The sequence below is a fragment of the Roseovarius litorisediminis genome, from assembly GCF_900172295.1.
Lineage (GTDB): Bacteria > Pseudomonadota > Alphaproteobacteria > Rhodobacterales > Rhodobacteraceae > Roseovarius > Roseovarius litorisediminis.
Window position 1 is genome coordinate 70,761 of sequence record NZ_FWFL01000009.1, and the last position, 25,617, is coordinate 96,377.

Below are 25,617 nucleotides of genomic sequence, written 5' to 3' on the forward strand. Positions count from 1 at the left end.
TTGGGCACGCCCATTGTTAAGAAAACAATGCCGGAGCATAGGATTGGCAAAGACCATCGACCTCAACGGAAAACTACTGATCGCGATGCCTGGCATGGGTGATCCGCGATTCGCACATTCCGTTGTTTTCATGTGTGCCCATTCCGAGGAAGGCGCAATGGGCCTGGTGATCAACAAACCAACCGGCGACCTGTGGTTACGTGATTTGCTGGAGCAGCTATCAATCGAGCCCGGAAAGGATGCACCTGATTTGCCCGTCTGTTTTGGCGGCCCGGTGGAACACGGGCGTGGTTTTGTATTGCATAATCGTGGTTACCATTCTGCGATATCGACACTTGATGTGAATGATGAATTCGCGATGACCGCAACCATAGACATTCTGGAAGATCTGGCCGAAGGGCGGGGGCCAGACAAAGTCATCATGGCTCTGGGGTATGCTGGCTGGGGGCCAGGCCAACTGGAAGCAGAAATCGCCCAAAATGGATGGTTGACCTGCGAAGCCGATACGTCACTGGTTTTTGACACGTCCGCTGCCACCAAATGGGAAGCGGCGCTGAAAAAACTGGGCGTCAGCGCTTTGGCGCTTTCTGCAAGCGCAGGCCGGGCCTAAAATCTCAGTTGCTGTCGCTTACAACCTCAAAACCTGCTGGCCTCTGGTCAATCTGCAACCTGTGCTGTTAAGTTTTGGATCATGCCTGGCCTTCGAAGTAAATGGATCGGAATTATCGTACCTTTTCTGGTATTTGTTGCCGTCCTGACAATTGGCGTCTGGCGCTATGGTTACAGTCAGGCCCTTGATCAACTGGCGCGGCGGGGCACAGCGGATATCACCCTTGTCCTGGATGGGCTCTCTTCTGATCTGCAACGATATCGTGATCAGGCCGTACAACTTGCAGAACATCCGACACTCACTCAACTGACAGCGACGCGCCAACGCGACCAGGCGGCGGATGATCTGCTTCTTGCTGCCGCCGACCGTACCGGAGCAGCGATGCTATTGTTCGTCGATTCAAACGGTACGGTGTTGGCGAACTCGCAAGAACAGCAACCAGCGGGCCTTCAACAGTCGCGCTACTTTCAAAGAGCCATGGATGGCGCACTGGGTATAGCGCATGCCACTGACACAGGCTTTGGTAAACGCGTGTTTTATTTTGCGGCCCCATCTTTCGCTGACACCGGTCAAATACAAGCGGCACTGGTGACGGTAGCGGACGTTGAAAATGCCGAAATAGGTTGGCGCGCAGGGCCAACAGCGGTTTTGCTGATAGATTCAGACGATAACATATTCATGTCAAATCGTACTGAGCTACTGGGTTGGGCGCACCCCGCCGGCTCAACGACATTCCTGCACCCAAACGGCGAAAAACACGTTTTCAAGCCTCAATCTTTCGGAAATCATGAAGTGTGGAAGCTCAATCTTGGCCCCTACCTGCCAAGCGAAGCGCTTAGACTTACACAATCACGCCCACAACTGGATATGACCGGTCTAGCTTTGGTCGATGTCGCCCCTGCGCAGAAGATCGCCTTGCTGCAATCCACCGTGGTTGGTGCACTTTTGTTGTTTTTTGGAGCTTTGTTGTTCTTGACACAAGTGCGGCGCCAGACCCTCTCGATTGCCAATGCCAAACTTGAAAGCCGTGTCGCAGAACGCACCCAGAGCCTGACTGAAACCAACAAGATCCTGCGGCACGAAATCCGCGAGCGTAAAGAAGCTGAGGCGGCTTTGAAAAAAGCGCAGGCCGACCTGGTGCAGGCCGGAAAACTAAGCGCACTGGGCCAGCTCAGTGCAGGAATCAGCCACGAATTGAATCAACCTCTGATGGCGATTCAACAATATGCGGCGAATGGCGGCGCTTTTCTTGAACGGAAGCAACCTGACAAAGCGGGTGAGAACCTTTCGCGTATTGATGAGATGGCGCGCCGTATGGGCCGTATCATCCGCAACCTGCGCGCCTTTGTACGAAATGAGAACGAGCCAGTCGGGCAAGTCGATATTGTTCCAGTCATTGAAACCGCGCTGGATTTGACTGGTGCACGTATGCGCCAAAGCGGCATCACCGTAAACTGGCAGCCCCCACCCCACCCGGTCTGGGTGTCGGGTGGCGAGGTGCGGCTGGGACAGGTTTTGGTCAACCTGATCAGCAACGCCGCTGATGCCATGACCGATAGCCCCGAAAAACAGCTGGATATCACGGTGCAAGAAGGCAACCCGGTGGTGCTGCGCCTGCGCGACACGGGTCCGGGAATTGAAGAACCGGAAAAGATTTTCGATCCGTTCTATTCCACCAAACAGGTGGGCGACGGCGACGGCATGGGGCTCGGTCTTTCGATCTCATATGGACTAGTGCAAAGTTTTGGCGGAAATATTCGGGGCATTAACACCGCAAATGGCGCCGAGTTCTCGGTAGAGCTGGAACGCTGGCAGGAGAAAGACAAAGTGGCATGATCCGAAAGGTGCTGGTAGTTGACGACGATAAACCCGTCCGCGAAGCGCTGGCGCAAACGCTGGAACTGGCAGATTACGACGTGCAATCTGCCGGGTCTTTCATTGAGGCGAAAGACCATATCGAGCGTGATTTTGCCGGGGTGATACTGTCTGACATCCGAATGCCCGGACGTGACGGGTTCCATCTGCTGAATCATACCCAAAAGTTAGACGACGAGTTGCCGGTGATTTTGCTGACCGGCGAAGGTGATATTCCCATGGCGGTGCGCGCGATGGGCGAGGGAGCTTTTGATTTTCTGGAAAAACCCTGTGCGCCAGAGGCGTTGACCTCGGTTCTTGAAAGGGCGTTGAAAACCAGGGCGCTTGTGCTTGAAAACCGGCGGCTAAAAACTCAGCTCGAAACAGGTGATCCGGCGGCGCGCATGCTCTTTGGGACCTCTGAACTAGCCGAGGAACTGCGCCAACGCGTGCGTAGCGTTGCCAGAACCCGGGCCGAGGTTCTGGTTACCGGCCCGCCCGGGGCGGGCGTGTCCAAAGTAGCCGAAGTCATCCATTTTTTGTCCCCCGGGGCACCAGGGCCATTTGTCAAACACTCATCTGCCTCACTTGATGCAACCGCACTTGAGACAGCTTTTCAGGCCGCTGCGGGTGGCAACTTGTTCCTTGATGAAATCTCCACCTTGCCGACCGACATGCAATACGCTGTACTGGAGCGGATCGAGCAGGACGCCGAGGCGCGCCTGATCGCAGGCAGCACCGCTGATCTGGAAAACGCAGTTGCTGCGGGCAATTTTCATGCCGAGCTTTATTACAGGCTGGATGTCATGCGCGTGAATGTCCCGCCACTTGCCGACCGCCCCGAGGATATCCCGGTGCTGTTTCGCCACTATGTGGCGCAGGCCGCCGAACAGGCCGGACTGGAGGCCCGCGAAATTACGCCCGATCATCTGGCCGCCCTGATGGCGCAGGACTGGCCCGGCAATGCGCGATCCCTGATGAGTGCGGCCATGCGATTTGTGCTGGGCATGCCCGATGCGACAACCGAAGCAGCCGAACTGGGCCTGACGGAACAGATGGCGCGGGTGGAAAGATCCCTGCTGATTGCTGCCTTGGGGCGGCAGAACGGCCGTGCATCAGCCGCGGCAAAAGCGCTGAAACTGCCGCGCAAGACCTTCTATGACAAGCTGGCCCGTTACGGGTTGCGCCCCGATGACTACCGGCGATAACGCATTGTTTGCCCTGCCAGCAGACGAAAGATTACATGATGAAACATCTCGACGTGGGTAAGGCCCGGCGTTACGCTATCACATAGTGCAACTGACACTGCGGGTTAACTGCAGGTCTTTTTTTCGAGCAGACCGGTTATGAACGACGTGTTACCCGAAGATCAGATGCCCAAAGGCATGCTTGCAGCTGCTCGATGGGCTGCTGAACGCACACCTGCAAATCGTAACCGCGCCGTTGATCTCTATCGCGCAATCGCCATCATGTTTGTGATTCTGGGCCATTGGCTGCTGGTCGCTGCTGTGGTCCGAAATGACGGCGTCAACCTGATAATCCTGCTGGCAGAACAACGCTGGACCCACTATGCGACATGGCTTTTTCAAGTTATGCCGGTCTTTTTCTTTGTCGGTGGCTTTTCCAACAGCCTTTCCTGGGCATCTGCCAGGCGCGATCCCGAAAAGACCCGTACTTGGGCGTCCACCCGTCTGACGCGCCTGCTGAAACCTACCGTGCCAGTGGTATTGGTTTGGGCGATGGCAGCTTTTATCGCGAACCGGATGGGTGTTTCACCTGACCTTATTGGCGCGGCTTCGCAGGCGGCCCTAGTTCCCATCTGGTTCCTGGCCGTTTACATCATCATCACGATGGCCGTCCCGATAACGGCGGCCCTGTGGAACCGGTTTGGTATCCTATCTGTTGCGTTGCTGGCGGCAGGTGCAATCTTGGTCGACACCATTGCTTTTGGTATGGACCTGCAATGGCTACGTTGGGCAAACTACGGTTTTGTCTGGCTTGCTGTGCATCAACTTGGATATTGGTGGCACGTTGCTGAACGCCCAAAAACCTGGGCGTTTGTCTTTATCGCACTTGGTCTCGCGTGGCTTTACATGCTGATCGTACACTACGGGTTCCCGGTTGCCATGGTCAGCGTACCGGGTGCAGAAATGTCCAACACACGCCCTCCGACAACAGCTATGCTGGCTGTTGGATGTGTGCAGATCGGCGTCATCCTGTTACTGACCGGCCCCGCGTCAAAATGGCTGCAAAATACACGGCCCTGGTCATGGGTCATTTTGCTGAATCAGATGATTATGACAATTTATTTATGGCATATGACCGCGATGATTGCTGTGGTTGGTGTTACCGTCTTGCTGGGCGGCATCGGCCTAGGAGTCGAACCAGGCACAGGCCAATGGTGGGCGTTACGACCACTTTGGCTGGGGCTTTATATTGCTGTTCTGGCACCGCTGGTGCTGACTTTCGTCAGATTCGAGGCCGGAAGCCGAGCCACAAATGGTAATCAGCCCGGATCATGGCAGGCTTTTCTGGGCGCGCTGGTAACTTGCGCCGGACTGATCATGATGGCGCTTGGTGGAATTGGCGCCGACAATCTGTTTGGCGTCAGCTGGATTGCCGTAGGGCTTGTCGTAGCCGGGGTCGTTATGGCGACAAAACGCTTCTGATTTTGGGACACCTGCGATACTGAGTCTTGTGCGGTTTTCCGCACAAGCTGGCAAAAAACGTGCGGAATTCCGCACACGCTTACTTGGCGGACACCGCAGAAGCAGAAAAATTTTCTGCAATGACTTGAAATCAAAAATAAAAATATCAAAGCACGGTCGCCACTAAAGAATACTTGAGCGCGACACTGTCTTGTCCAAACATAACTAGGCCGCGCCTACCGGGCGCCGAATGCAATTGTCTCAAGTAATGGGAGGAGACACCACATGAAATTCCTGACAGCAACCGCTGCCGCACTCGCCATGACTGTTTCAGCAGGCACAGCAACCGCTGCCTGTGACGATGGCGAAATCGTCGTCAAGTTCAGCCACGTCACCAACACTGACAAACACCCCAAAGGCATCGCTGCCGCGTTGCTTGAAAAGCGCGTTAACGAGGAAATGGACGGCAAGATGTGCATGGAGGTCTATCCGAACTCCACGCTTTATGACGACAACAAGGTACTCGAAGCGATGCTTCAGGGCGACGTGCAACTGGCTGCGCCCAGCCTGTCCAAGTTCGAACAGTTCACCAAACAGTTCCGTCTGTTTGACCTGCCTTTCTTGTTCAATGACATTAAAGCCGTGGACAGCTTTCAATCCTCCGAGACCGGCCAGGCCATGCTGGACAGCATGCAAAAACGCGGCCTGCAGGGGCTGGCCTACTGGCACAACGGCATGAAGCAGATGTCAGCCAACAAACCGCTGATTGAACCCTCGGACGCCAACGGCCTGAAATTCCGCGTGCAATCTTCGGACGTTCTGGTGGCCCAGATGGACGCCATCGGTGGCAGCCCTCAGAAAATGGCCTTTTCCGAAGTCTACGGGGCCCTGCAACAGGGTGTTGTGGACGGTCAGGAAAACACCTGGTCGAACATCTACGGCAAGAAATTCTTTGAGGTTCAGGACGGCACCACAGAAACCAACCACGGCGTGATTGACTATCTGCTGGTGACCAACATCGACTGGCTGGAAAGCCTGGACAGCGACGTGCGCGATCAGTTCCTTGCCATCGTGGACGAGGTTACCAACGCACGTAATGCCGAATCGACTGCCGTGAACGCCGCCGCCAAAGAGGCAGTCATCAAGGCAGGTGGCGTTGTCCGCCAACTTACGCCTGAACAGCGCGCCAAGTGGGTAGAGACAATGAAACCCGTCTGGGAGCAGTTCAAAGGCGACGTAGGCCAGGAAAACATCGACGCGGCCCAGGCGGCCAACGGCGGCGCCTGATCGGCCTTCTGGTCTGACATGACATCTGGGCGGGCAGTTGATGGAATTGCCCGCCCTGCATGAACGCTGCTTCATGCCCCATGAAATCTGGACCCGGGGGAGGGGAAAAGATGCATCCGCACCCAAGCCAAAGCATCACAGACAAACTGGAAGAGACGCTTATCGCGGTCATTCTGGGCCTGATGACGATGATTACCTTTATCAATGTCATCGTGCGCAAGGCCTTTGCAAATGATCCGCCAGCGCTCATTGAATGGATCAAGCTCGAGAATATCGGCCTTTGGGGCAACGAGCTTACGGTGCTCATGTTTGCCTGGCTGGGATTGCTGGGGGCCTCTTATGCGGTGAAGAAAAACGCGCATCTGGGCGTCGATGCGGTGATCAACATGTTATCTGCCCCGGTCCGCCGTATTCTGGCCCTTGTGGCGGTTGCGGTCTGTCTGGTTTACGCCTTCCTGCTGCTCAAAGGGTCGTGGGATTACTGGGCCAACTTCGCCAATCTGCCCGCCACCGAAGGCCGCTGGTTCCCCACCGGGTTCGAGGACAAATTCCGCGAAAAAGGCTGGTACGCGATGGAAAGCGTGCCAATGCCCGGCATGCTGGCCTGGATGGCAGATGTCTTCAACGACGGCGAACCCTACGAAAAACTGCCCCGTCTGGTACCCTACTTTGCGTTGCCTCTTTCCATGGCGCTGCTGCTGTTTCGCTTTGCTCAGGTGGCCGTAGCAATCTGGCAGGGCAAGATGGACCGCATTGTCGCCAGCCACGAGGTTGAAGACGAAATTCAGGAAATGCGCGAACAACGCGGGGAGTTTGACACATGACCGTAGCCCTGCTTTTCCTGATCATCGTCGGGCTGATGCTGATCGGTGTGCCGATTGCCGTGGCGCTTGGCATGTCGTCTATCCTGTTCCTGCTGGTGTTTTCCGACAGTTCACTTGCGTCAGTGGCGCAGACCTTGTTTGCCGCCTTCGAAGGGCATTCCACCCTGTTGGCGATCCCCTTCTTCATTCTGGCCTCGTCGTTCATGTCGACTGGCGGTGTGGCGCAGCGGATCATCCGATTTTCCATCGCCTGCGTGGGGCATCTGCGCGGCGGTCTGGCAATCGCGGGCGTTTTTGCCTGTATGCTTTTTGCCGCCCTTTCGGGATCATCCCCGGCAACAGTGGTCGCCATCGGCTCGATCGTGATCGCGGCAATGCGGCAGGCGGGCTATACCAAGGAATTCGCGGCAGGCGTGATCTGTAACGCGGGCACATTGGGCATCCTGATACCCCCCAGCATCGTGATGGTGGTCTATGCCGCCGCAGTCGAGGTTTCGGTAGGCCGGATGTTCCTGGCCGGCGTTATCCCCGGCATCATGGCCGGTGTGATGTTGATGATCGCGATTTACGTCATGGCCCGGGTCAAGAACATGCCCAAAGGCGAGTGGGCCGGCTGGGGCGAGATTGGCGCTTCTTTCCGCGATGCGGCCTGGGGCCTAGGGCTGATCGCGATCATCATGATCGGCATCTACGGAATCCCCGGTGTCACCAGCGCGATTTTTACCCCGACCGAGGCCGCAGCCGTGGCGGCAGTCTATGCCTTCCTTATTGCCAGCTTTGTCTACCGCGACATGGGGCCACTGGCCACCGATGGCGACGGGCACAATATCTCGCTTTTGCGCAAGCCGCTGGCGCTGATCAGCGCCTGGGGGCACGTCGACACGCGCCACACCTTGTTCGAGGCCGGCAAACTGACCGTCACGCTGATGTTCGTGATCGCCAATGCCTTGATCCTGAAACATGTGCTGACAGACGAGCAGGTGCCGCAACATGTGGCCAATGCCATGCTCAGCGCGGGTTTTGGCCAGGTCATGTTTCTTGTGGTGGTCAACGTAATCCTGCTGGTTGGTGGGCAGTTCATGGAGCCCTCGGGCCTGTTGGTCATCGTCGCCCCACTGGTCTTTCCCATTGCCATTCAACTGGGCATCGACCCGATCCATTTGGGCATCATCATGGTGGTGAACATGGAAATCGGGATGATTACCCCGCCCGTTGGTCTGAACCTGTTCGTAACCTCGGGTGTGGCGGGCATGCCTATGATGGCCGTGGTCCGCGCCGCCCTGCCCTTCCTGGCGGTTCTCTTCGTGTTCCTGATCATGATCACCTATATTCCATGGATCAGCACTGTCTTGCCCAACGCCATCATGGGGCCTGAACTTATCACCAACTGATTGACAGGTTTGAAAATACATCAAGGCGGAGCCCCCCAGGCCCCGCCTTTTTCTTTTGGCACCTGCGGCGAATGCATCGCTTAAGCAATTCAGCTTGGTTGAAAAATTTAAACTGGGCTCGCTTTCTCATCCAGTTTATGCATGACCATGTTCAATTTTTCTGGCTATTTAAACAGAAAAATTTTACCATTTGGTCAAACATAAAAGAAACCCAACAGTGAGGACATCTTAATGCATCGCAAAAGCACGACCAATTCCAACGCTATTTCACGCCGCCGTTTTATGGCAACAACCGCCGGGGGTGCTCTGCTAGCCGGGGCCGTTAGCCTGCCCAGTCGCCTTCTGGCGGCCGAACCGATTAAATGTGCCGGTATCTATACCGTGCCCGTAGAACAACAATGGGTCAGCCGCATTCACAAAGCGGCCATGACAGCGCAGGACCGCGGCGATATCAGCTATGTCTATTCCGAGAATGTCAGCAACACCGATTATGCCCGCGTGATGCGCGAGTATGCCGAGCAGGGGTATAAGCTGATCATTGGTGAGGCATTTGCAGTAGAACAGGAAGCGCGCGAAGTGGCGGCGGAATATCCTGATATCGCTTTCCTTCTCGGTTCCAGCTTTAAAGAAGATGCTGCGTTGCCGAACTTTGCCGTGTTCGACAATTACATTCAGGATGCGTCGTACCTGTCGGGCATCATCGCAGGATCGATGACCACGTCGGGCAACATTGGTATGGTCGGCGGTTTTCCCATTCCCGAGGTCAACCGCCTGATGCATGCCTTCATGGCCGGCGCACATGAGATGAACCCGGATATCAAATTCCAGGTCAGCTTTATCGGCTCGTGGTTCGACCCGCCCAAGGCCAAGGAAACTGCCTTTGCGATGATCGAGAATGGTGCAGACCTGCTTTATGCTGAACGCTTTGGCGTTTCGGACGCAGCTCAGGAAAAGGGTATCCTGGCCATCGGCAACGTTATTGACACTCAGGCCGACTATCCTGAAACAGTTGTCGCCTCGGCCATCTGGCACTTTGAGCCCACGCTGGACGCGGCTATAGCCGCTGTGCAGGCTGGCAACTTCAAAGCGGCTGACTATGGCGTCTATTCCTTCATGAAAGAAGGCGGATCGTCGCTGGCGCCGTTGGGAACGTTCGAGGGCAAGGTACCGCAATCAGCACTTGATCTGGTCGCCAAACGCACAGCCGAGATCAAGGCTGGCACTTTCGCGGTCGAGATTAACGACGAAGAACCCAAGTCGTCCTAAAATGGGAAATTCTGGAGAGGCGCAGGTTGTTCTGCGCCTCAACGCCATTACCAAAACCTTTGGCGCGCTAACCGCAAACGACGCTGTCAGCCTATCTCTGCACAAAGGTGAGGTGATCGCCCTTCTGGGCGAAAACGGCGCGGGTAAAACCACATTGATGAACATCCTCTTCGGCCAGTATACCGCCGATAGCGGCACGGTTGAGGTGTTTGGCCGCGAACTGCCCCCCGGCAATCCACGCGCGGCACTGGATGCAGGTGTGGGCATGGTGCACCAGCATTTCACGCTGGCCGACAATATGACCGTGCTGGAAAACGTCATCCTAGGCACACAATCTCTTTGGAAACCGGGGCTGAACCGCGCTGTGGCGCGTGATAAAATCAACGAACTGGCCGCCGATTTCCGCCTTTCCGTTGATCCTGACGCGCGTGTTGGCGCGCTGACTGTTGGCGAGCGACAGCGGGTTGAAATACTCAAGGCGCTCTACCGGGATGCGCGGATTCTTATCCTGGATGAGCCCACCGCCGTTCTGACCCCACAGGAAACCGATGATCTGTTTGAGACCCTGCGCAAGGCCGTGGCTCTTGGCCTTTCTGTAGTTTTTATCAGCCACAAATTACACGAGGTCATGGCGATCTCTGATCGTGTGCTGATCCTGCGACATGGCAAAATGGTGGCCGAAAGAAATATCTTGGATGTCGATAAACACAGCCTTGCCGCGCTTATGGTCGGTGCCGAAGTATCCGCGCCCAAGGTCGAACCGGGCACGCCTGGTTCGCCATTACTTAGTCTCCGGAACGTTACCACCCCGGATCAGGGCAACGCACCCGGTCTAAAATCGCTGTCGCTGACCTTGCGCGCGGGAACGATAACCGGCCTCGCCGGTGTCTCGGGCAACGGACAGGCTGCGTTGGCTGATCTGATTGGCGGGTTGACACGGCCCGCCAACGGCACACTGGAACTGGACAGTGCAGACGTCGGGCACTGGTCCCCGCGCGAGGCGGTACACAGTGGCATCGCCCGCATCCCCGAGGACCGCCACAAAACCGGTACCATTGCCGATTTCAACCTGACGGAAAACGCCATTCTTGAGACCTATCATCAGCCACCGATGAGCCGACGAGGCTGGATGAACTGGGGCGAGGCGCAACGGGCTACGCAACATATCATTGATACTTACGATGTTCGCTGTCCCGGTCCCGGGACCCGCATACGTCTGCTGTCGGGTGGTAATATGCAAAAACTGATTCTTGGCCGTGTCCTAGAGGCTGAACCGCGCATTGTTCTGGCCAACCAACCAGTGCGCGGTCTGGACATCGGCGCGGTCAACTATGTGCATTCGGAACTTTTAAGCGCCCGCAAACGCGGCGCGGCGGTGCTGCTGATTTCTGAAGATCTGGATGAAATCATGGCGCTTTCGGATGTAATATACGTGATTTCCGAAGGCCGCCTTTCGCCCGGGTTCGCGCGCGACAGCATGACGCCTGCCGAACTTGGCGTCTGGATGGCGGGCCATGGGTTTGAAGCGGAGCAGGCCCATGCGTCTTGAACCCATCGCCAACCCCACGCTGGCACGCACAACGCTGCCGCCTGCTATCGCCATCGTCGCCACGGTTTTCATCGCCTCGATTCTGGCCATGGTCGCCGGCGCCAATCCGTTTGCTGTTCTGGGGTTGATTATCAAAGGCGCGGCGGGGTCCAAATTTGCGTTGCTGGAAACCCTCAACCGGGCTACTCCGCTGATCTTTACCGGCCTGTCAGTCGCTGTCGCCTTTCGTGCCAAACTGTGGAACATTGGGGCCGAAGCACAACTTTACGCGGGGGCCCTGATCACCGTGGTTCTAGGCACCGGGATGCTGCCATGGGCCAGCCCTGCCTTGTTGCCGGTGATCGCGCTTTGCGCCATGCTGGCGGGCGCCGTTGTTCTTATGGCGCCTGCGCTGCTGAAGGTTCGCTTTGGCGTGGACGAGGTGGTGACGACACTGCTTTTCAACTTCATCTTCCTGCTCTTCATATCGCTGCTGCTGGAAGGGCCCCTGAAGGATCCGATGGGAATGGGCTGGCCCAAATCACAACGGTTGATCGCCGAGGCCCGCCTGCCACGCATCATCGACGGGCTGCGCCTGCACTGGGGTTTTGCCCTGGCGCTGATTGCCGCCGTCGCAGTCTGGGTGATTCAGCAACGTACAACACTGGGGTATGAAATGCGCGCCGTTGGCCTGAATAAGGAGGCCGCCGATTTTGCCGGCATCCCCGTCAACCGCGTGTTGATCAAAACCGCATTGCTGTCAGGCGGTCTGGCCGCCCTAGCCGGTTTTTCAGAAGTCGCGGGGCTCAAGGGCAACCTCACCCTCGATCTTTCGCCTGGCTTTGGCTACACCGGCATAATCGTCGCCATGCTGGCACTGCTCAATCCGCTGGCTGTCATCGCATCGGCACTTTTCATTGCCGGTATATTCGTGGGCGCCGACAGCATGAGCCGCGCAATTGGCGTGCCCACCTATCTGGCCGATATCATGTTGGCCACCGCCCTGTTGCTAATGGTTTTGGCGATCCTGCTAACCCGGTTCCGCCTGGTAAGGGAATAGATCATGGACCTTTTCGATATCCTGCTTTCCGCCAGTTTCTGGACCGCCGCCATACGCATCGCCAGCCCGCTGATCTTTGCCACTTTAGGCGAACTGATCTGTGAACGCGCCGGTGTTCTGAATCTCGGAATCGAAGGGATCATGGTCGCCGGGGCCTTCGCAGGCTGGATGGCTGTCTATTCCGGTATGGGATTGTGGGGTGGTGTGGCCGTGGCGATGCTGGCGGGTATGATGTTTGGTCTGATTCACAGCACTCTCACGGTGCCTTTTGGCTTGTCACAGCATGTTGTGGGCCTTGGCATCACCTTGCTGGCCACATCGCTGACCTACTACGCTTATCGCCTTGCCCTGCCTGAGGTGACAAGCCCCCCCAAAATCACAGCGTTTAAACCCTATGAAATCCCTGTCCTGTCAGATCTGCCTCTGATCGGCCAGGCACTCTTCTCGCAAACGCCACTGACCTATCTGGCATTTGTGCTGGTGGGGCTTGTCTCGGTCGTCCTCTACCGAACACCACTTGGTCTGGCGTTGCGCGCAGCGGGTGAAAATCCATCAGCCGTTGCCGCGCAGGGCCTCTCGGTGACGGGGCTCCGCATGGGGGCCGTCATTTTTGGCAGCGGATTCATGGCCGTAGGCGGCGCGTTTCTGACCATGTCAGCGTTTGACAGTTTCTTCTTCGAGATGGTCAATGGCCGCGGCTGGATCTGCATCGCGCTGGTGGTGTTTGGCGCCTGGAAGCCTGGCAAGGCCCTTCTTGGCGCAATCCTTTTTGCCGCTTTCGATGCGCTGCAAATCCGTATCCAGCAAACGCCTCTGGGGGCCAATATCCCCTATCAGGTCTTTCTGATGATGCCATATTTACTATCCATACTGGCCCTGATCGCTATGTCCCGCCGAGCCGAAGTACCAGCCGCGCTAATGGTGCCGTTCAACAAAGGAGAACGCTGATGTTCGATCTTATCGTCAGAGGTGGCACCCTCCCCGATGGAAGAACTGCCGACATCGGCATCAGGGCCACTAAGATCGCGGCTATTGGCGATCTTTCGGACGCCGAGGCAGGCAAGGTGATCGACGCCGCCGGCGATCTGGTCAGCCCGCCCTTTGTCGATCCACATTTCCACCTTGATGCCACGCAATCCTACGGCATCCCGCGGATCAACGCCTCGGGCACCCTGCTGGAAGGTATCGGCCTGTGGGGCGAGTTGAAAAAGGTCATGACCCAAGATCAGCTGGTTGAACGCGCGCTCACTTATTGCGATTGGGCAGCCAGTATGGGCCTGCTGGCCATCCGCAGCCATGTAGATACCTGCGATGACCGGCTGTTGGGCGTCGAGGCGCTGCTGGAGGTCCGGGAAAAGGTTAAAGACTACATCGACCTGCAGTTGGTGGCTTTCCCGCAGGACGGTTTTTACCGCGCCCCAACGGCACGCGAAAATACCATCCGCGCTTTGGATATGGGTGTAGACGTGGTTGGCGGCATCCCGCATTTCGAACGGACAATGGCCGACGGTGCGGCGTCGGTCAAAGAACTATGCGAGATCGCTGCCGAGCGTGGCCTGATGGTCGACCTGCATTGTGATGAATCCGACGACCCGATGTCGCGCCACATCGAAACTTTGGCATTTGAAACTCAGCGCCTTGGGCTTCACGGCAGGGTTGCCGGATCACACCTGACCTCGATGCATTCGATGGACAACTACTATGTCTCGAAACTGCTTCCCCTGATGGCCGAGGCGCAGGTTGCGGCGATACCCAACCCGCTGATCAACATTATGCTGCAGGGCCGCAACGATACCTTTCCCAAGCGCCGTGGGCTGACACGCGTAAAGGAAATGCTAAGCCATGGAATTACCGTTGGTTTTGGGCAGGATTGCGTACTTGATCCGTGGTATTCGCTTGGCACTGCCGACATGCTGGATGTGGCCTTTATGGGCCTGCATGTCGCGCAAATGAGCAGCCCCGAGGAGATGCGCCAATGCTTTGACATGGTCACCACCGAAAGCGCCCGCATATTAGGCCATCAAGACTATGGCCTGCGAGTGGGAGCACAGGCCTCGTTGGTGGTGCTTGATGCCGGGAACCCGATCGAAGCAGTTCGCCTGCGGCCCGCCCGCCTGTATGTTATCGCAAAAGGCAAGGTGATCAGCAAAACACCCCGGCAGAACGCTGAATTGGCCCTGCCCGCGCGGCCTGAAACCGTACGTCGGCGCCACGCAGCTCATAATTAAGACGTAAACGTTTTGGTCGGGCATAAAGGGCCGTTCAAAGAACCGTCGAAATTTATCACGTTTGAAGGCATATCTATTATGCTGGTCCCAATTTTGCGCAATGAAGCCATTAAATGGAAAATGCCAGATAAAAACAGGAGTCATGAAGAGTGACACGTTATCCCCGTGACATGCGCGGACATGGTGCGCACCCACCAGATCCAAAATGGCCAGGCGGCGCCAGAATAGCGGTGCAGTTCGTGTTGAACTATGAAGAAGGTGGCGAAAACTGCGTGCTGCATGGGGATTCCGCCTCAGAGGCCTTTTTGTCCGACATTCCCGGTGCCGCCCCTTGGCCAAGCCAGCGCCATTGGAACATGGAATCGATCTATGAATATGGCGCGCGCGCCGGGTTCTGGCGTCTGCACCGCCTATTTACCGGGGCCCAAATTCCGCTGACAATTTATGGTGTGGCAACAGCATTGGCCCGCAGCCCGCAACAGGTAGAGGCCATGAAAGCTGCCGACTGGGAGATCGCCAGCCATGGGCTAAAGTGGGTCGAACACAAGGACATGCCCGAGGCTGAAGAGCGCAATGCAATCACCGAAGCCATCCGTCTGCACACCGAGGTCGTGGGCGAGCGCCCGTTGGGTTGGTACACCGGTCGCTGTAGCGCCAATACCGTCCGGCTGGTCGCCGAGGAAGGTGGGTTTGAGTATATTTCAGATACCTATGACGACGATCTGCCCTATTGGCTAGAGGTCGGAAACCACGACCAGCTGATCATCCCTTACACGCTGGAAGCAAATGACATGCGCTTTGCAACAGCACCAGGGTACATCACCGGCGAGCAGTTTTTCCAGTATCTCAAAGACGCTTTTGATGTGCTCTATGCCGAGGGCGAAACCGGAACCGCCAGAATGATGAGTATCGGGCTGCATTGCCGCCTGATCGGTCGCCCCGGAAAACTGGCGGGACTGAAGCGATTCATTGACTACATCCAGGGCTTTGACGGCGTCTGGTGCGCCAGACGCATAGACATAGCACGACATTGGGCAAAAACCCATCGGCCAAAGCGGTGGCGTCGCCCCAGCCAGATGACCAAACAGGAATTTGTTAAAGCCTTCGGTGGCATTTTTGAACATTCCGACTGGATTGCCGAGCAGGCTTTTGATCTTGAAATGGGGCTGGCACATGATTGCGTGGCAGGCGTTCACAACCTTTTATGCCGTGCGTTCCGCTCTGCCACATCTGACGCGCGCCTTGGCGTACTCAAAGCCCATCCGGATCTGTCGGGCAAACTGGCCACAGCAAAGCGCCTGACCGCAGAAAGCACGTCTGAACAGGCAAGCGCAGGGTTAGACGTTTTGACCGATGACGAACGCGCACAATTCACCGCACTGAACAGGGCCTATGTCGCCAAACACGGTTTTCCGTTCATTATTGCAGCCCGTGATCATGGCAAGGCGGGTATCCTTGGCGCCTTCGAAAAACGCTTGGGCAACGATCCTGAAACCGAGTTCGCAACGGCCTGCCGGCAGGTTGAACGAATCGCACGGCTGCGTCTTCAGGATATTTTGCCCGAATGAAGAACATGATTGTCGCCTCCCCGCTTACAGCCAAAGCTTTCGCACCTTATGGCGATGTCATTGAGATTACTGGCAAGCCTGACAAGTTGATAAATCAAGGTAAATGCGGGCGGTGCGACAATCTGGCGGAACTGGACTTCTCTGATGGAATCGCGGGAATCAGCATTTTCGAATCCGAGCCGCAGCAATTTCCCTATGTGGTAGATATGGTCGAAAGGCACCCTTTTGGCAGTCAGACATTTATCCCACTCAACCAAGTACCAATGCTGATCATAGCTGCAGAAGATGCCAACGGGACACCCACCGGTCCAAAGGCGTTTATCAGCGAAAACGGGCAATCGGTTAATATTCGTCGTGGCACATGGCACGGCGTATTGGCCCCTATCGGCAATCCCGGTCAATATGTCGTTGTCGATCGAGTTGGCGAAGGAATGAACCTTGAAGAACACCGGTTCCACATGCCCTATATTGTCACGCATCCCGACCTGTGACAACAGTCAGATCCTGCTTTGGTGCTGGACACCCACGAACAAGGCCTATGGCCGCGTTTTAAACTTGTTTTCCGGAAGTTTGGTAGCGGAGGAGGGACTTGAACCCCCGACACGCGGATTATGATTCCGCTGCTCTAACCAACTGAGCTACTCCGCCAAACCGTGGCGGTTGGTATGACACAGCAAAGCCTGCGTCAAGGCCCAAAAGCCTCGGGCAGCCCGGGTATCTGACCAACGTGACCGGATCGCTGTCGCATAGTTAAGCGGGTGCCGCCAGAAATACAATTGTTCGATGATAGGGCAGTTGCCGGATCTGCACAGATGCAGCATGATCAGTGCCATGTGCACATTCTCTGAAAACCCTGTCGTTGAACGGTTAAGCCACATTGTGGGCGCGCGTTATGTCCTGACAGGTGCAGATGCCAACCCGTGGTCACATGACTGGAGTGGCACTATCACATGGACGCCTCTGGCTGTGGTTCGTCCAGCCAACACCAGAGTAGTTTCAAAAATCGTCAAGCTGGCCAATTTGAACAAGCTCCCAGTTGTACCCGTTTCCGGCAATACTGGCCTTACAAAGGGCACCACAGCCGAGGGTGCCATCATGGTTTCTCTGGATCGTATGTCGGCCATCCGCGACATTCGCCCTGACGGGCGGACAGCCGTTGTCGAGGCGGGCGTTATCCTGTCGAGGTTGCATGAGGCCGCAGCAGAACATGACCTGATTTTTCCGCTAACGTTTGGCGCCCGCGGATCGGCGATGATCGGCGGAGCGATTTCGACCAATGCAGGTGGGTCAAACGTGTTGCGCTACGGCAATACCCGCGATCTGTGCCTGGGGCTTGAAGTGGTATTGCCCAACGGAGAGATAATGAACCTGATGAGTGCCTTGCATAAGGACAACTCGGGTTATGATCTGCGTCACCTGCTTATCGGCGCCGAAGGTACTTTGGGAATCATCACTGCAGCGGTTCTTAAATTGCGCCCGAAACCAAAGGCTTATGCAACAGCTATGGTGGCCGTAGCTTCCGTGGATCAGGCCGTGCATTTACTGAACCGGCTACAGAGCGAAACCGGCGGAGCTGTGGAAGCGTTTGAATACATGCCGCGCAGTTTCATAGAGGCGCATCTCAAGCGTTTCCCCGAGGCGCGAGCGCCGTTTGACGACATGTATGACGTCAATATTCTGGTCGAAGTGGGCGCATTGGCGCCGCGCGATGCCATGCCCAATCCTGATGGTAGCATACCGATCACGATGCATCTGGAAACCGTGCTGGCGGGATCGTTTGAGAAAGGCGACGTGCTGGATGCTGTGGTCGCCCAGAATGACACCCAAAGGGCGGAAATGTGGGCCCGGCGAGAAGCCGCGGCAGAAGTATCACGGTTGCGAGACCCTATTGTCGACAATGACATAGCTGTGCCTGTCGACAAAATGCAGGCCCTTCTGGAGCGTATAAATAAACGCACCCAAGCGCTGGATCCCGGTATGCAGAATATCTCGGTTGCGCATCTTGGTGATGGCAATCTGCATTTTGCCGGTTGGCCTGAAACCCTGGATCCCGAAATTCACCGCGCGATTCAGGACGCTGTTGAGGAAGAGGTCATTGCCCTCGGCGGGAGTTTCTCGGCCGAGCACGGAATCGGTCTGTCGAAACTGCCCGCAATGTCGCGGCGCAAGGATCCGGCCGCATTAGCGGCGATGCGGGCAATCAAACAGGCACTTGATCCAAACAACATCATGAACCCAGGCAAGGTAATACCTGCGCTCTAAGCTATTGTCGCCAATCGAAGAATCCTGAACCGGCTTGCTCCAGCAGCTTGACAGCCATAGCTCTGCCCAGTTCGCACCCATCTTCAATTGGGGCGGTCTGGTCGTCACTCAGGCTTTCACTTCCGTCTGGACGCAGGATTTCTCCGCGCAAGCGCAGGTTTTTACCGTCGAATTCGGCCAGACCCGCAATAGGTGTTTCACAGGAACCGTCCAGCGTGGCCAGAAAAGATCTTTCTGCCGCAAGGCGTTGGCCGGTTTCCATATGATGAATCGCAGTCAGCATATCAGCGGCACGACTATCGCCGGCACGACGTTCAATTCCAATGGCGCCCTGGGCCACGGCGGGTAACATGACATCCGGTGCAATCGCCGATCGGGCCACATCGGCGCGCCCCAAACGATTGAGCCCGGCCATCGCCAAAAAGGTGCAGGCGGCCACACCGTCATCCAGTTTTTTCAATCTTGTCTGCACGTTACCGCGAAATTCGACCACTTCAAGATGGGGATAGGCAACCAGCACCTGCGCCTTGCGCCGTAGAGAAGACGTACCTACCTTAGCCCCCTTGGGCAATTCGGCCAGACACTCAACGCCGGGCGAGACAAAGGCATCGCGCACGTCTTCACGCGGCAGGTAAGTGTCAAGCAATAGGCCCTCGGGTTGCAGTACCGGCATGTCCTTCATCGAATGTACGGCGATGTCGATTTCGCCTGTCAAAAGCGCTTGTTCAATCTCGCGGGTAAACAGCCCCTTGCCGCCAATCTCTTTCAGCGGGCGATCAATGATCCGATCACCCGTTGTTTTTATCACAACAATTTCAAAGGCTTCATGCGGCAGGTCAAAGGCAGAAGCCAACCTGTCTCGAGTCTCGTTCGCCTGCGCCAAGGCCAGCGGAGAGCCACGCGTGCCGATTTTCAAAGCGGTTTTCGGGGTTGGTAAATCAAGTGTCATAACGCAGGTCTAGACGCGGCAAACCGTCGTGGCAAGCGGGGGGTGCTTGACATCTTGTCGCCGTGGGGTGACCACCGACAAAACGGAGGATACCCATGGCCGAGAAGAAAACGATTTTACGGGCACTGGCGGGCGAAACTCAGGATGTGCCGCCGATCTGGATGATGCGGCAGGCCGGGCGCTATCTGCCGGAATACAAGGCCACGCGGGCCCAAGCTGGGGATTTCCTTTCCTTGTGTTATAATAGTGATTTGGCCACCGAAGTCACGCTGCAACCAATCCGGCGTTATGGCTTTGATGCCGCGATTCTCTTTGCCGATATTCTGCTGGTGCCGCAGGCGCTTGGGGCGGATCTGTGGTTTGTGACAGGTGAAGGGCCGCGGTTGTCTACGATCACCTCGCAATCGGAACTGGATCAGCTGAAACCGACGGACGAGATTCACGAAACGCTTAATCCGATCTACCAGACCGTGCGCAATCTGACCGGCGCCCTGCCGCCACAGACCACATTGATTGGATTCGCCGGCGCGCCCTGGACAGTGGCCACCTATATGATTGCCGGGCAAGGCACGCCCGATCAGGGACCGGCCCACGCGCTGAAGGCTGAAAACAAAGCTGTTTTTGAAGGGCTGCTGGACCGCATCACCGAGGCTACAATCGAATATCTTTCGGCCCAGATCACGGCCGGTGCCGAGGTGGTCAAGCTGTTCGACAGCTGGGCGGGATCGCTGAAAGGTGAAGATTTCGACAAATATGCGACCGACCCAACCAAACGCATCATTGGCGCACTTAAAGCCCGCCATCCCGGCATTCCGGTCATCGCTTTCCCGCGTGAGGCGGGGGATAACTACGTGGGATTCCACAAAAAAACCGGCGCTGACTGTGTGGCCATTGATGATTCGGTCAGCGCCGAATGGGCCGCTGAAAATGTTCAGAATGACGGCTGCGTTCAGGGAAATCTTGCGTCTTTCCATATGGTTACAGGCGGCGAGGCGCTGGTGAATGAGACCCGGAGAATTGTGAAGGCGTTCAGCAAAGGCCCGCATATCTTCAATCTGGGCCATGGGATCACGCCCGATGCCGACCCCGACAACGTGCAGCGGATGATCGACACGGTGCGCGGCGGCTGAGCGTACGCATGGTACGAAACGTACGTGGATTTCGTACGCGATTTGGCTGATTTTCAAAGCTGAGCGTACGTTTCGTACGTTTTGACGGCGGTGCGCCATGAAGGCGCCCCAACAGTGCGGTGCGATTATCCGGCCTTAACGCCTTGCCATCACAGTGCCCAGACCCCGGCAATGAGGCAGAGCATGCATATCGAACTTCGCACCAGCAAATTGCGCACCAACCTGAGCGCCTATCTGGATCACCATGCCGCCACCGGTGATCGTATCCTGTTGTTCCGCAATGGCCGTCCGGTGGCCGCCCTTGTAAGCCCCAAGGACATGCACGCGCTGGAAAAGGTCGACGGAAGCCGCGAGGAATTGCTGGAAAGGCGACAGGCCGCGCAGATGCGCGAGTTTCGCATGCTGAAAAACGGGCTGTTGTAACCTGCCTTGTTCTTCTTGCCATAAATATCCCAGAGTATTTGAGGGACAGCGTCCCGTTTTCCAAAACCAAAATGCGCGCCAAAGGCGCCCCGGTATGAAAATCCAACCTTGCCTTGTGAAATGGCGGCAAATCCGTGTCGCAATCGGACAAGCACCCCGCCTGAGCCCCGGCCAGACTGACCCAAAGCCGAGGGAGGCCCGGATGAACACCCATTACCGCGACACGCGCAAGATCGACCCAACGAGGGGTGCCACGCTAGGCGATAACACCCCCAACGATGCCGACCGGATCGAGATCGGGCCGACGCAGCTGGCCTATTCCGAATGGGCGGCGGCGGGGCTGCAATTGCCTGACCTGCAAGCGATGCGCAGGTTCCGGTGGGAACGGCTGACCCGACATATAGTGGATCGCGGCTATGCAGGCCTGCTGATGTTTGACCCGCTCAACATTCGCTATGCCACCGACAGCACCAATATGCAGCTGTGGAACACCCACAACCCATTCCGCGCGGTGCTGGTCTGTGCCGATGGCTATATGGTGATCTGGGATTACAAGAACTCGCCTTTCCTTTCCAAATTCAACCCGCTGGTGCGTGAGCAGCGCAGTGGCGCGGATCTGTTTTATTTCGATCGCGGCGACAAGATCGAAGTGGCCGCAGATGTATTTTCAAACGAGGTGCGCGTGCTGCTGGCCGAGCATTGCCCCGGCAACATGCGGCTGGCGGTGGACAAGCCGATGGTACACGGGCTGCGCGCGCTTGAGGCGCAGGGATTTGAGATTATGGACGGGGAAGAGGTCACCGAGAAATCCCGTTCGGTCAAAGGCCCTGACGAGATTCTGGCGATGCGCTGTGCCAGCCATGCCTGCGAAGTGACCGTCGCCAGAATGGAGCAGTTTGCCCGCGAAAACGTGCCGCTTGGCAATACGTCCGAGGATGACATCTGGGCGGTGATGCATGCCGAGAACATCCGCCGTGGCGGTGAGTGGATCGAGACGCGGTTGCTGGCCTCGGGGCCGCGGTCAAACCCGTGGTTTCAGGAATGCGGCCCAAGGATTGTGCAAAACAACGAGATTGTCAGTTTCGATACCGATCTGATTGGCAGCTATGGCATCTGCGTCGATATCAGCCGCAGCTGGTGGATTGGCGATCAAAAGCCGCGCCCTGACATGATTTACGCGATGCAGCACGGGGTTGAACATATCCGCACCAATATGGAGATGCTGAAGCCCGGCGTTATGATCCCCGAGTTGACGGCCAATACCCATGTGCTGGACGACAAGTTTCAGGCGCAGAAATACGGCTGCCTGATGCATGGCGTGGGTCTGTGTGATGAATGGCCGCTGGTTTCTTACCCTGACAAGGCCGTGGCTGGCGCGTTTGACTATGCGTTGGAGCCAGGCATGACCCTGTGTGTCGAGGCATTGGTGGGTGAGGTCGGCGGCGATTTCTCGATCAAGCTGGAGGATCAGGTGCTGATCACCGAAGACGGCTATGAAAACCTGACGAAATACCCGTTTGATGAAGCGTTGATGGGGCTGACCTAGGCGGGCAGCCCCCTTTTTTCTTTTTTGTCAGCCACTGGACCAAAACGGTCAGTGTGACCGCCGGACGTTGCCGTGCCAGTCTTCGATCTGGGACGGATCGGCGGCTTGAGACGCGCTGATCGGCGGGGTGGTATCCGTTGACGCGACAACAGCCGCCAGCACAAGCAGCGCGCCCAACAAAGCGGCCACCAATGCACCGGAATTCAGGGATGTCGTGTGGGAGTCGAGGCAGAGATCCTGAGGCATTTGTTTATCCTTTCCAAAACACGTTTTCTGATGCTTCAGAGATAGGAAAGATGGATTAATAAAGAAAACGAATATTTATTAACACCACCATCACGATTTGTGATGGTTTAATCGCCATCACGACCGCATAGCACACAGGTGCCCCGCGTCTTGCGGCCCTCGCGGAAATAATCGTGCATACCTTCGCGGTCATCGCCAAGGATCAGGTCGTGATCCAGCCAGGTGATCTCCATATCCAGCGCCTCGGCCATGAAACCGGTGGCGCGCCGGCTGGGGACGCCCACCACCGTGTGGGTCAGCCCGGGGGCATCGGCGGTGGCGTTCAGAGGATTTGCGACCTCTTCCTTCAGCAGTTGAATCATCGCGTTGTCGAGGGTGATGAATTCGCTGTCGATGATGATGATCCGGGGATGCAGGCGTTTGGCCAGCGACAGCAGGCGGAAATGATCCATGATGTGGTAAAAGATGCCGTAGACGGCGATCACATCAAACCGTGCGCCGCCGGCAACCAGCTGTTCCAACTCTGCAAAGAGATCGTTGCACTGCAGGTTGACCCGGGATTTGAAGGGGGTGTCGGGGAAGGCGTTGAACCGGCTGATCAGCTCGGGTCGTGCCTCGACCCCGTGCACATGGGTCGCCCCCGCTGCCGCCAGCGCATAAGACCAGCGCCCATCGTGGCAGGCCAGATCCAGCACACGGGCGCCAGAAATCTGCGGTACAAAGGGGGCGACCAGCAACCGGTGGCGATTGTTGAGGCGACGGATCGTCGTCTCATTCTCGGAATAGGGCGGGATATTTCGCATGAAATCAAAGAATTCAGTCATTTATCCCACCTTTTACCCGGAAGGTTAAAAGCCGTGCTGGACGACGTCAACGACAGGTTGTTTGGAGCAAGCCCCGCTTTTTCCACAAATATGCCGACAATTTCGGACTTGCCTCAATTGCGGGAGTCCGGATCGTCCGTAAACCGACATGACTGCCGTTTCGCGCCCATCCTCTGTCGGAATCAATCTTGACGCGGCCCGTATCGGGCTTCATACCTGACAGTGCAAGGTTCCCCGATGGATGCAAAGCGTTCGGGGGAATAATTGGGAATGACGTGATGGTGGACCCAAACAGGGCGCCCAATCGTCAGCCGCCCCCGCGACTGTAAGCGGTGAGCCCCTGCCATATGCCACTGGGATAGTCAAACCCGGGAAGGCGGCAGTAAGGTGACGACCCGTGAGCCAGGAGACCAGCCTTTGCGTTTCGTTCAACACGCCTCGGGTGAGAGGTGTACAGGAGAAAATAAAATGACTGCACAGGTAAAAACAGCCGCCAAATCCACAGCACGGTCAACCGTGATGCCGTTTTTGGCAGCCATGGTTCTGGGCCTTGGGATCATCACGATCGCCGGCCACGTTCAGGCCTCGGCCCTGCATGACGCGGCTCATGACGTGCGCCACGCCACCGGCTTTCCCTGCCACTAACAATGTTTTGAGTTTGATCTGATCCCTTGGATCAGATCGGGTGCGCGCAGAGCGCGGAAAGGGCGTAGTCCCTTTTCCGTCATTTTGTGCGCTGGAAACACGTGGGAAGGACCTGACTATGTTTTCAAGAATTGTGACCAGCGCACTGCTTGCTGGTTTCTGCGCGGGGCTGCTTGCGGCTCTGTTGCAGTTGATGTTCCTGCAACCTGTGCTGCTGCATGCCGAATTGTTTGAAACCGGAAAACTGGTGCATTTTGGCGGGCAACTGGCCGATGCCCATCCTGATCTGCCCGGTTTCGATCTGATGCGCGACGGGTTGAGCGCACTTTTTTGGACGCTGTTGCAGGTGGGCTATGCCCTGATCCTGGTGGCCTGCATGGCCTTTGCCGCCGAACGCGGCGTTGTTATCGACGCCCGGCGCGGACTGTTGTGGGGGCTGGCAGGGTTCATTGCCGTGCAATTTGCGCCTGCCTTTTCATTGCCCCCTGAAGTACCTGGGGCGGCCTATGTTGATCTGACCGCGCGGCAGGTCTGGTGGTGGGGCACGGCAATTGCGACCGCAGTGGCAATGGCGCTGATTGCCTTTGGCACAGGCGCTGGAATGTGGGGGGCGGCAGTGGTGTTGCTGCTGGCGCCGCATCTGATCGGGGCACCCCAGCCCGAGGCCTTTGCCGGGTCGGTGCCGCCGGAACTGGCATCGATGTTTGCCGCCCGCGCGCTTGGCGTGGGGCTGGCTTCCTGGGCTCTGACCGGGCTTTTGGGAGGATATTTCTGGCAACGCGAAAACGCCGGATCGTGAACATCTTTACCCCGCGGCATGCTGCCGCGGGTATCTGACATGGGAGCATGGCAATGCCCAAACATTTCGTTTTTCTGATTATCGGTCTGTTCTTCGGCTTTGGCGCCGGGGTTCTGGTCAGCGGCACGATGGGCGTGCACATGCAGCAGCACGATCATGGCACGCATGACCATGGGGATACATCAAACTGATGTCTTACGCGGGCACCCGGCCGATCAGACAATGGCGCAACCGGCCTGCAGGTCGGGCATCTTCGATCCAGCCATCGGGGCTGGCGGCGTATAGCGCGGCAAAGGCCAGCGTGTCGGCCATATCGGTGTCAGGATTAATATCGCCAAAAAGATATGTCGCCTTGTCCGGGGCACTGAAGGCCACACTCAGCGGGCGGCCACAGTTTGACATGCAGTCATGGTCCTGCACATCAAATGCCATGCCGCGCCCCGCCAAAGCAGTGCGCAAACGGGCGGCAAAGGCTTTGCCATCCGTGCCGTCACAGGTAGAACAGACCACAATCCGATGCGACATCATC

At 56.8% G+C, this 25,617-nt stretch carries 25 protein-coding genes, 1 tRNA gene and 1 riboswitch; of the genes, 21 read left to right on the forward strand and 5 right to left on the reverse strand.

Annotated elements, in window-relative coordinates:
• The first annotated feature begins 43 nt into the window (after positions 1-43).
• From PEL8287_RS15935 to PEL8287_RS16000, 14 genes are all read left to right on the forward strand, one after another.
• Positions 44-610 carry a YqgE/AlgH family protein gene (locus PEL8287_RS15935; protein ID WP_235862320.1) on the forward strand — a complete coding sequence of 189 codons (567 nt, stop codon included), beginning with the start codon at positions 44-46 and terminating at the stop codon, positions 608-610.
• 81 nt (positions 611-691) lie between these two features.
• Entirely contained in the window at positions 692-2,446 is a 1,755-nt protein-coding gene (locus tag PEL8287_RS15940) for a sensor histidine kinase (protein ID WP_085893430.1), read from the forward strand.
• Positions 2,443-3,672, forward strand: a complete 1,230-nt coding sequence (locus tag PEL8287_RS15945) for a sigma-54-dependent transcriptional regulator (protein WP_085893431.1) — start codon at positions 2,443-2,445, stop codon at positions 3,670-3,672. Before PEL8287_RS15940 ends, PEL8287_RS15945 begins: the two co-directional genes overlap by 4 nt.
• 138 nt (positions 3,673-3,810) lie before the next feature.
• Positions 3,811-5,133 carry an acyltransferase family protein gene (locus tag PEL8287_RS15950; RefSeq protein WP_085893432.1) on the forward strand — a complete coding sequence of 441 codons (1,323 nt, stop codon included), beginning with the start codon at positions 3,811-3,813 and terminating at the stop codon, positions 5,131-5,133.
• A 264-nt stretch (positions 5,134-5,397) separates the two neighbouring features.
• On the forward strand, positions 5,398-6,399 hold the full coding sequence (locus PEL8287_RS15955) for a DctP family TRAP transporter solute-binding subunit (protein ID WP_085893433.1): 1,002 nt from the start codon (positions 5,398-5,400) through the stop codon (positions 6,397-6,399).
• Positions 6,400-6,509: 110 nt separating this feature from the next.
• Positions 6,510-7,223, forward strand: coding sequence for a TRAP transporter small permease (locus PEL8287_RS15960; RefSeq protein WP_235862321.1), 714 nt, complete (start codon positions 6,510-6,512; stop codon positions 7,221-7,223).
• Positions 7,220-8,614 carry a TRAP transporter large permease gene (locus PEL8287_RS15965; RefSeq protein ID WP_085893435.1) on the forward strand — a complete coding sequence of 465 codons (1,395 nt, stop codon included), beginning with the start codon at positions 7,220-7,222 and terminating at the stop codon, positions 8,612-8,614. The genes PEL8287_RS15960 and PEL8287_RS15965 overlap by 4 nt, the downstream gene beginning before the upstream one ends.
• Before the next feature lie 231 nt (positions 8,615-8,845).
• The gene (locus tag PEL8287_RS15970) at positions 8,846-9,880 is read left to right on the forward strand and encodes a BMP family protein (RefSeq protein ID WP_085893436.1); all 1,035 of its coding nucleotides are present in this window, start codon (positions 8,846-8,848) and stop codon (positions 9,878-9,880) included.
• 1 nt (position 9,881) lies between these two features.
• The gene (locus PEL8287_RS15975; RefSeq protein WP_085893437.1) at positions 9,882-11,429 is read left to right on the forward strand and encodes an ABC transporter ATP-binding protein; all 1,548 of its coding nucleotides are present in this window, start codon (positions 9,882-9,884) and stop codon (positions 11,427-11,429) included.
• Entirely contained in the window at positions 11,419-12,468 is a 1,050-nt protein-coding gene (locus tag PEL8287_RS15980; RefSeq protein ID WP_085893438.1) for an ABC transporter permease, read from the forward strand. The genes PEL8287_RS15975 and PEL8287_RS15980 overlap by 11 nt, the downstream gene beginning before the upstream one ends.
• 3 nt (positions 12,469-12,471) lie before the next feature.
• Positions 12,472-13,416, forward strand: coding sequence for an ABC transporter permease (locus tag PEL8287_RS15985; protein WP_085893439.1), 945 nt, complete (start codon positions 12,472-12,474; stop codon positions 13,414-13,416).
• Complete coding sequence (locus PEL8287_RS15990) at positions 13,416-14,696, forward strand: amidohydrolase family protein (protein WP_085893440.1); 1,281 nt, start codon at positions 13,416-13,418, stop codon at positions 14,694-14,696. Before PEL8287_RS15985 ends, PEL8287_RS15990 begins: the two co-directional genes overlap by 1 nt.
• A 149-nt stretch (positions 14,697-14,845) precedes the next feature.
• Positions 14,846-16,264 carry an allantoinase PuuE gene (puuE, locus tag PEL8287_RS15995; RefSeq protein ID WP_085893441.1) on the forward strand — a complete coding sequence of 473 codons (1,419 nt, stop codon included), beginning with the start codon at positions 14,846-14,848 and terminating at the stop codon, positions 16,262-16,264.
• The gene (locus PEL8287_RS16000; protein ID WP_085893442.1) at positions 16,261-16,755 is read left to right on the forward strand and encodes an ureidoglycolate lyase; all 495 of its coding nucleotides are present in this window, start codon (positions 16,261-16,263) and stop codon (positions 16,753-16,755) included. Before puuE ends, PEL8287_RS16000 begins: the two co-directional genes overlap by 4 nt.
• A gap of 80 nt (positions 16,756-16,835) precedes the next feature.
• Here PEL8287_RS16000 and PEL8287_RS16005 read toward each other — a convergent pair.
• Positions 16,836-16,912, reverse strand: a tRNA-Met gene (locus PEL8287_RS16005).
• 183 nt (positions 16,913-17,095) lie between these two features.
• Here PEL8287_RS16005 and PEL8287_RS16010 point away from each other — a divergent pair.
• Positions 17,096-18,526 (forward strand): FAD-binding oxidoreductase, encoded by a 1,431-nt coding sequence (locus PEL8287_RS16010; RefSeq protein ID WP_139837831.1) that lies wholly within the window; start codon positions 17,096-17,098, stop codon positions 18,524-18,526.
• A gap of 1 nt (position 18,527) precedes the next feature.
• On the opposite strand, the gene hemC is transcribed toward PEL8287_RS16010, so the two are convergent.
• The gene (gene hemC / locus PEL8287_RS16015) at positions 18,528-19,475 is read right to left on the reverse strand and encodes a hydroxymethylbilane synthase (protein WP_085893444.1); all 948 of its coding nucleotides are present in this window, start codon (positions 19,473-19,475) and stop codon (positions 18,528-18,530) included.
• Between the two features lie 95 nt (positions 19,476-19,570).
• On the opposite strand from hemC, the gene hemE reads away from it, so the two are divergent.
• From hemE to dddP, 3 genes are all read left to right on the forward strand, one after another.
• On the forward strand, positions 19,571-20,605 hold the full coding sequence (gene hemE / locus PEL8287_RS16020) for a uroporphyrinogen decarboxylase (RefSeq protein WP_085893445.1): 1,035 nt from the start codon (positions 19,571-19,573) through the stop codon (positions 20,603-20,605).
• 183 nt (positions 20,606-20,788) lie between these two features.
• A complete protein-coding gene (locus PEL8287_RS16025) occupies positions 20,789-21,028 on the forward strand; it encodes a type II toxin-antitoxin system Phd/YefM family antitoxin (protein ID WP_176228670.1) in 240 nt (79 codons plus the stop codon).
• Between the two features lie 202 nt (positions 21,029-21,230).
• Positions 21,231-22,574: a dimethylsulfonioproprionate lyase DddP gene (dddP, locus tag PEL8287_RS16030; protein ID WP_085893447.1), complete on the forward strand. Its 1,344-nt coding sequence runs from the start codon at positions 21,231-21,233 to the stop codon at positions 22,572-22,574.
• Positions 22,575-22,622: 48 nt separating this feature from the next.
• On the opposite strand, the gene PEL8287_RS16035 is transcribed toward dddP, so the two are convergent.
• Positions 22,623-22,820: a hypothetical protein gene (locus PEL8287_RS16035; protein ID WP_085893448.1), complete on the reverse strand. Its 198-nt coding sequence runs from the start codon at positions 22,818-22,820 to the stop codon at positions 22,623-22,625.
• A gap of 107 nt (positions 22,821-22,927) precedes the next feature.
• Positions 22,928-23,644 carry a class I SAM-dependent methyltransferase gene (locus PEL8287_RS16040; protein WP_085893449.1) on the reverse strand — a complete coding sequence of 239 codons (717 nt, stop codon included), beginning with the start codon at positions 23,642-23,644 and terminating at the stop codon, positions 22,928-22,930.
• A 210-nt stretch (positions 23,645-23,854) separates the two neighbouring features.
• Positions 23,855-24,077, forward strand: a riboswitch (cobalamin riboswitch).
• A gap of 35 nt (positions 24,078-24,112) precedes the next feature.
• Here PEL8287_RS16040 and PEL8287_RS16045 point away from each other — a divergent pair.
• The 3 genes from PEL8287_RS16045 to PEL8287_RS20090 all read left to right on the forward strand — a co-directional run bounded on the left by PEL8287_RS16045 (position 24,113) and on the right by PEL8287_RS20090 (position 25,279).
• Positions 24,113-24,289, forward strand: coding sequence for a CbtB domain-containing protein (locus PEL8287_RS16045; protein WP_085893450.1), 177 nt, complete (start codon positions 24,113-24,115; stop codon positions 24,287-24,289).
• 118 nt (positions 24,290-24,407) lie between these two features.
• The gene (locus PEL8287_RS16050) at positions 24,408-25,088 is read left to right on the forward strand and encodes a CbtA family protein (protein WP_085893451.1); all 681 of its coding nucleotides are present in this window, start codon (positions 24,408-24,410) and stop codon (positions 25,086-25,088) included.
• Positions 25,089-25,141: 53 nt separating this feature from the next.
• Positions 25,142-25,279 carry a hypothetical protein gene (locus PEL8287_RS20090; RefSeq protein ID WP_176228671.1) on the forward strand — a complete coding sequence of 46 codons (138 nt, stop codon included), beginning with the start codon at positions 25,142-25,144 and terminating at the stop codon, positions 25,277-25,279.
• A 4-nt stretch (positions 25,280-25,283) separates the two neighbouring features.
• On the opposite strand, the gene PEL8287_RS16055 is transcribed toward PEL8287_RS20090, so the two are convergent.
• Complete coding sequence (locus tag PEL8287_RS16055) at positions 25,284-25,613, reverse strand: DUF1636 family protein (protein WP_085893521.1); 330 nt, start codon at positions 25,611-25,613, stop codon at positions 25,284-25,286.
• Positions 25,614-25,617: the final 4 nt, after the last annotated feature.

Coding starts and splice junctions, on each gene's coding strand:
- PEL8287_RS15940 (WP_085893430.1), top strand. CDS start 692: ATGCCTGGCCTTCGAAGTAAATGGATCGGAATTATCGTACCTTTTCTG.
- PEL8287_RS15945 (WP_085893431.1), top strand. CDS start 2,443: ATGATCCGAAAGGTGCTGGTAGTTGACGACGATAAACCCGTCCGCGAA.
- PEL8287_RS15950 (WP_085893432.1), top strand. CDS start 3,811: ATGAACGACGTGTTACCCGAAGATCAGATGCCCAAAGGCATGCTTGCA.
- PEL8287_RS15955 (WP_085893433.1), top strand. CDS start 5,398: ATGAAATTCCTGACAGCAACCGCTGCCGCACTCGCCATGACTGTTTCA.
- PEL8287_RS15960 (WP_235862321.1), top strand. CDS start 6,510: ATGCATCCGCACCCAAGCCAAAGCATCACAGACAAACTGGAAGAGACG.
- PEL8287_RS15965 (WP_085893435.1), top strand. CDS start 7,220: ATGACCGTAGCCCTGCTTTTCCTGATCATCGTCGGGCTGATGCTGATC.
- PEL8287_RS15970 (WP_085893436.1), top strand. CDS start 8,846: ATGCATCGCAAAAGCACGACCAATTCCAACGCTATTTCACGCCGCCGT.
- PEL8287_RS15975 (WP_085893437.1), top strand. CDS start 9,882: ATGGGAAATTCTGGAGAGGCGCAGGTTGTTCTGCGCCTCAACGCCATT.
- PEL8287_RS15980 (WP_085893438.1), top strand. CDS start 11,419: ATGCGTCTTGAACCCATCGCCAACCCCACGCTGGCACGCACAACGCTG.
- PEL8287_RS15985 (WP_085893439.1), top strand. CDS start 12,472: ATGGACCTTTTCGATATCCTGCTTTCCGCCAGTTTCTGGACCGCCGCC.
- PEL8287_RS15990 (WP_085893440.1), top strand. CDS start 13,416: ATGTTCGATCTTATCGTCAGAGGTGGCACCCTCCCCGATGGAAGAACT.
- PEL8287_RS16000 (WP_085893442.1), top strand. CDS start 16,261: ATGAAGAACATGATTGTCGCCTCCCCGCTTACAGCCAAAGCTTTCGCA.
- PEL8287_RS16010 (WP_139837831.1), top strand. CDS start 17,096: ATGTGCACATTCTCTGAAAACCCTGTCGTTGAACGGTTAAGCCACATT.
- hemC (WP_085893444.1), bottom strand. CDS start 19,475: ATGACACTTGATTTACCAACCCCGAAAACCGCTTTGAAAATCGGCACG.
- hemE (WP_085893445.1), top strand. CDS start 19,571: ATGGCCGAGAAGAAAACGATTTTACGGGCACTGGCGGGCGAAACTCAG.
- PEL8287_RS16025 (WP_176228670.1), top strand. CDS start 20,789: ATGCATATCGAACTTCGCACCAGCAAATTGCGCACCAACCTGAGCGCC.
- dddP (WP_085893447.1), top strand. CDS start 21,231: ATGAACACCCATTACCGCGACACGCGCAAGATCGACCCAACGAGGGGT.
- PEL8287_RS16035 (WP_085893448.1), bottom strand. CDS start 22,820: ATGCCTCAGGATCTCTGCCTCGACTCCCACACGACATCCCTGAATTCC.
- PEL8287_RS16040 (WP_085893449.1), bottom strand. CDS start 23,644: ATGACTGAATTCTTTGATTTCATGCGAAATATCCCGCCCTATTCCGAG.
- PEL8287_RS16045 (WP_085893450.1), top strand. CDS start 24,113: ATGACTGCACAGGTAAAAACAGCCGCCAAATCCACAGCACGGTCAACC.
- PEL8287_RS16050 (WP_085893451.1), top strand. CDS start 24,408: ATGTTTTCAAGAATTGTGACCAGCGCACTGCTTGCTGGTTTCTGCGCG.
- PEL8287_RS20090 (WP_176228671.1), top strand. CDS start 25,142: ATGCCCAAACATTTCGTTTTTCTGATTATCGGTCTGTTCTTCGGCTTT.
- PEL8287_RS16055 (WP_085893521.1), bottom strand. CDS start 25,613: ATGTCGCATCGGATTGTGGTCTGTTCTACCTGTGACGGCACGGATGGC.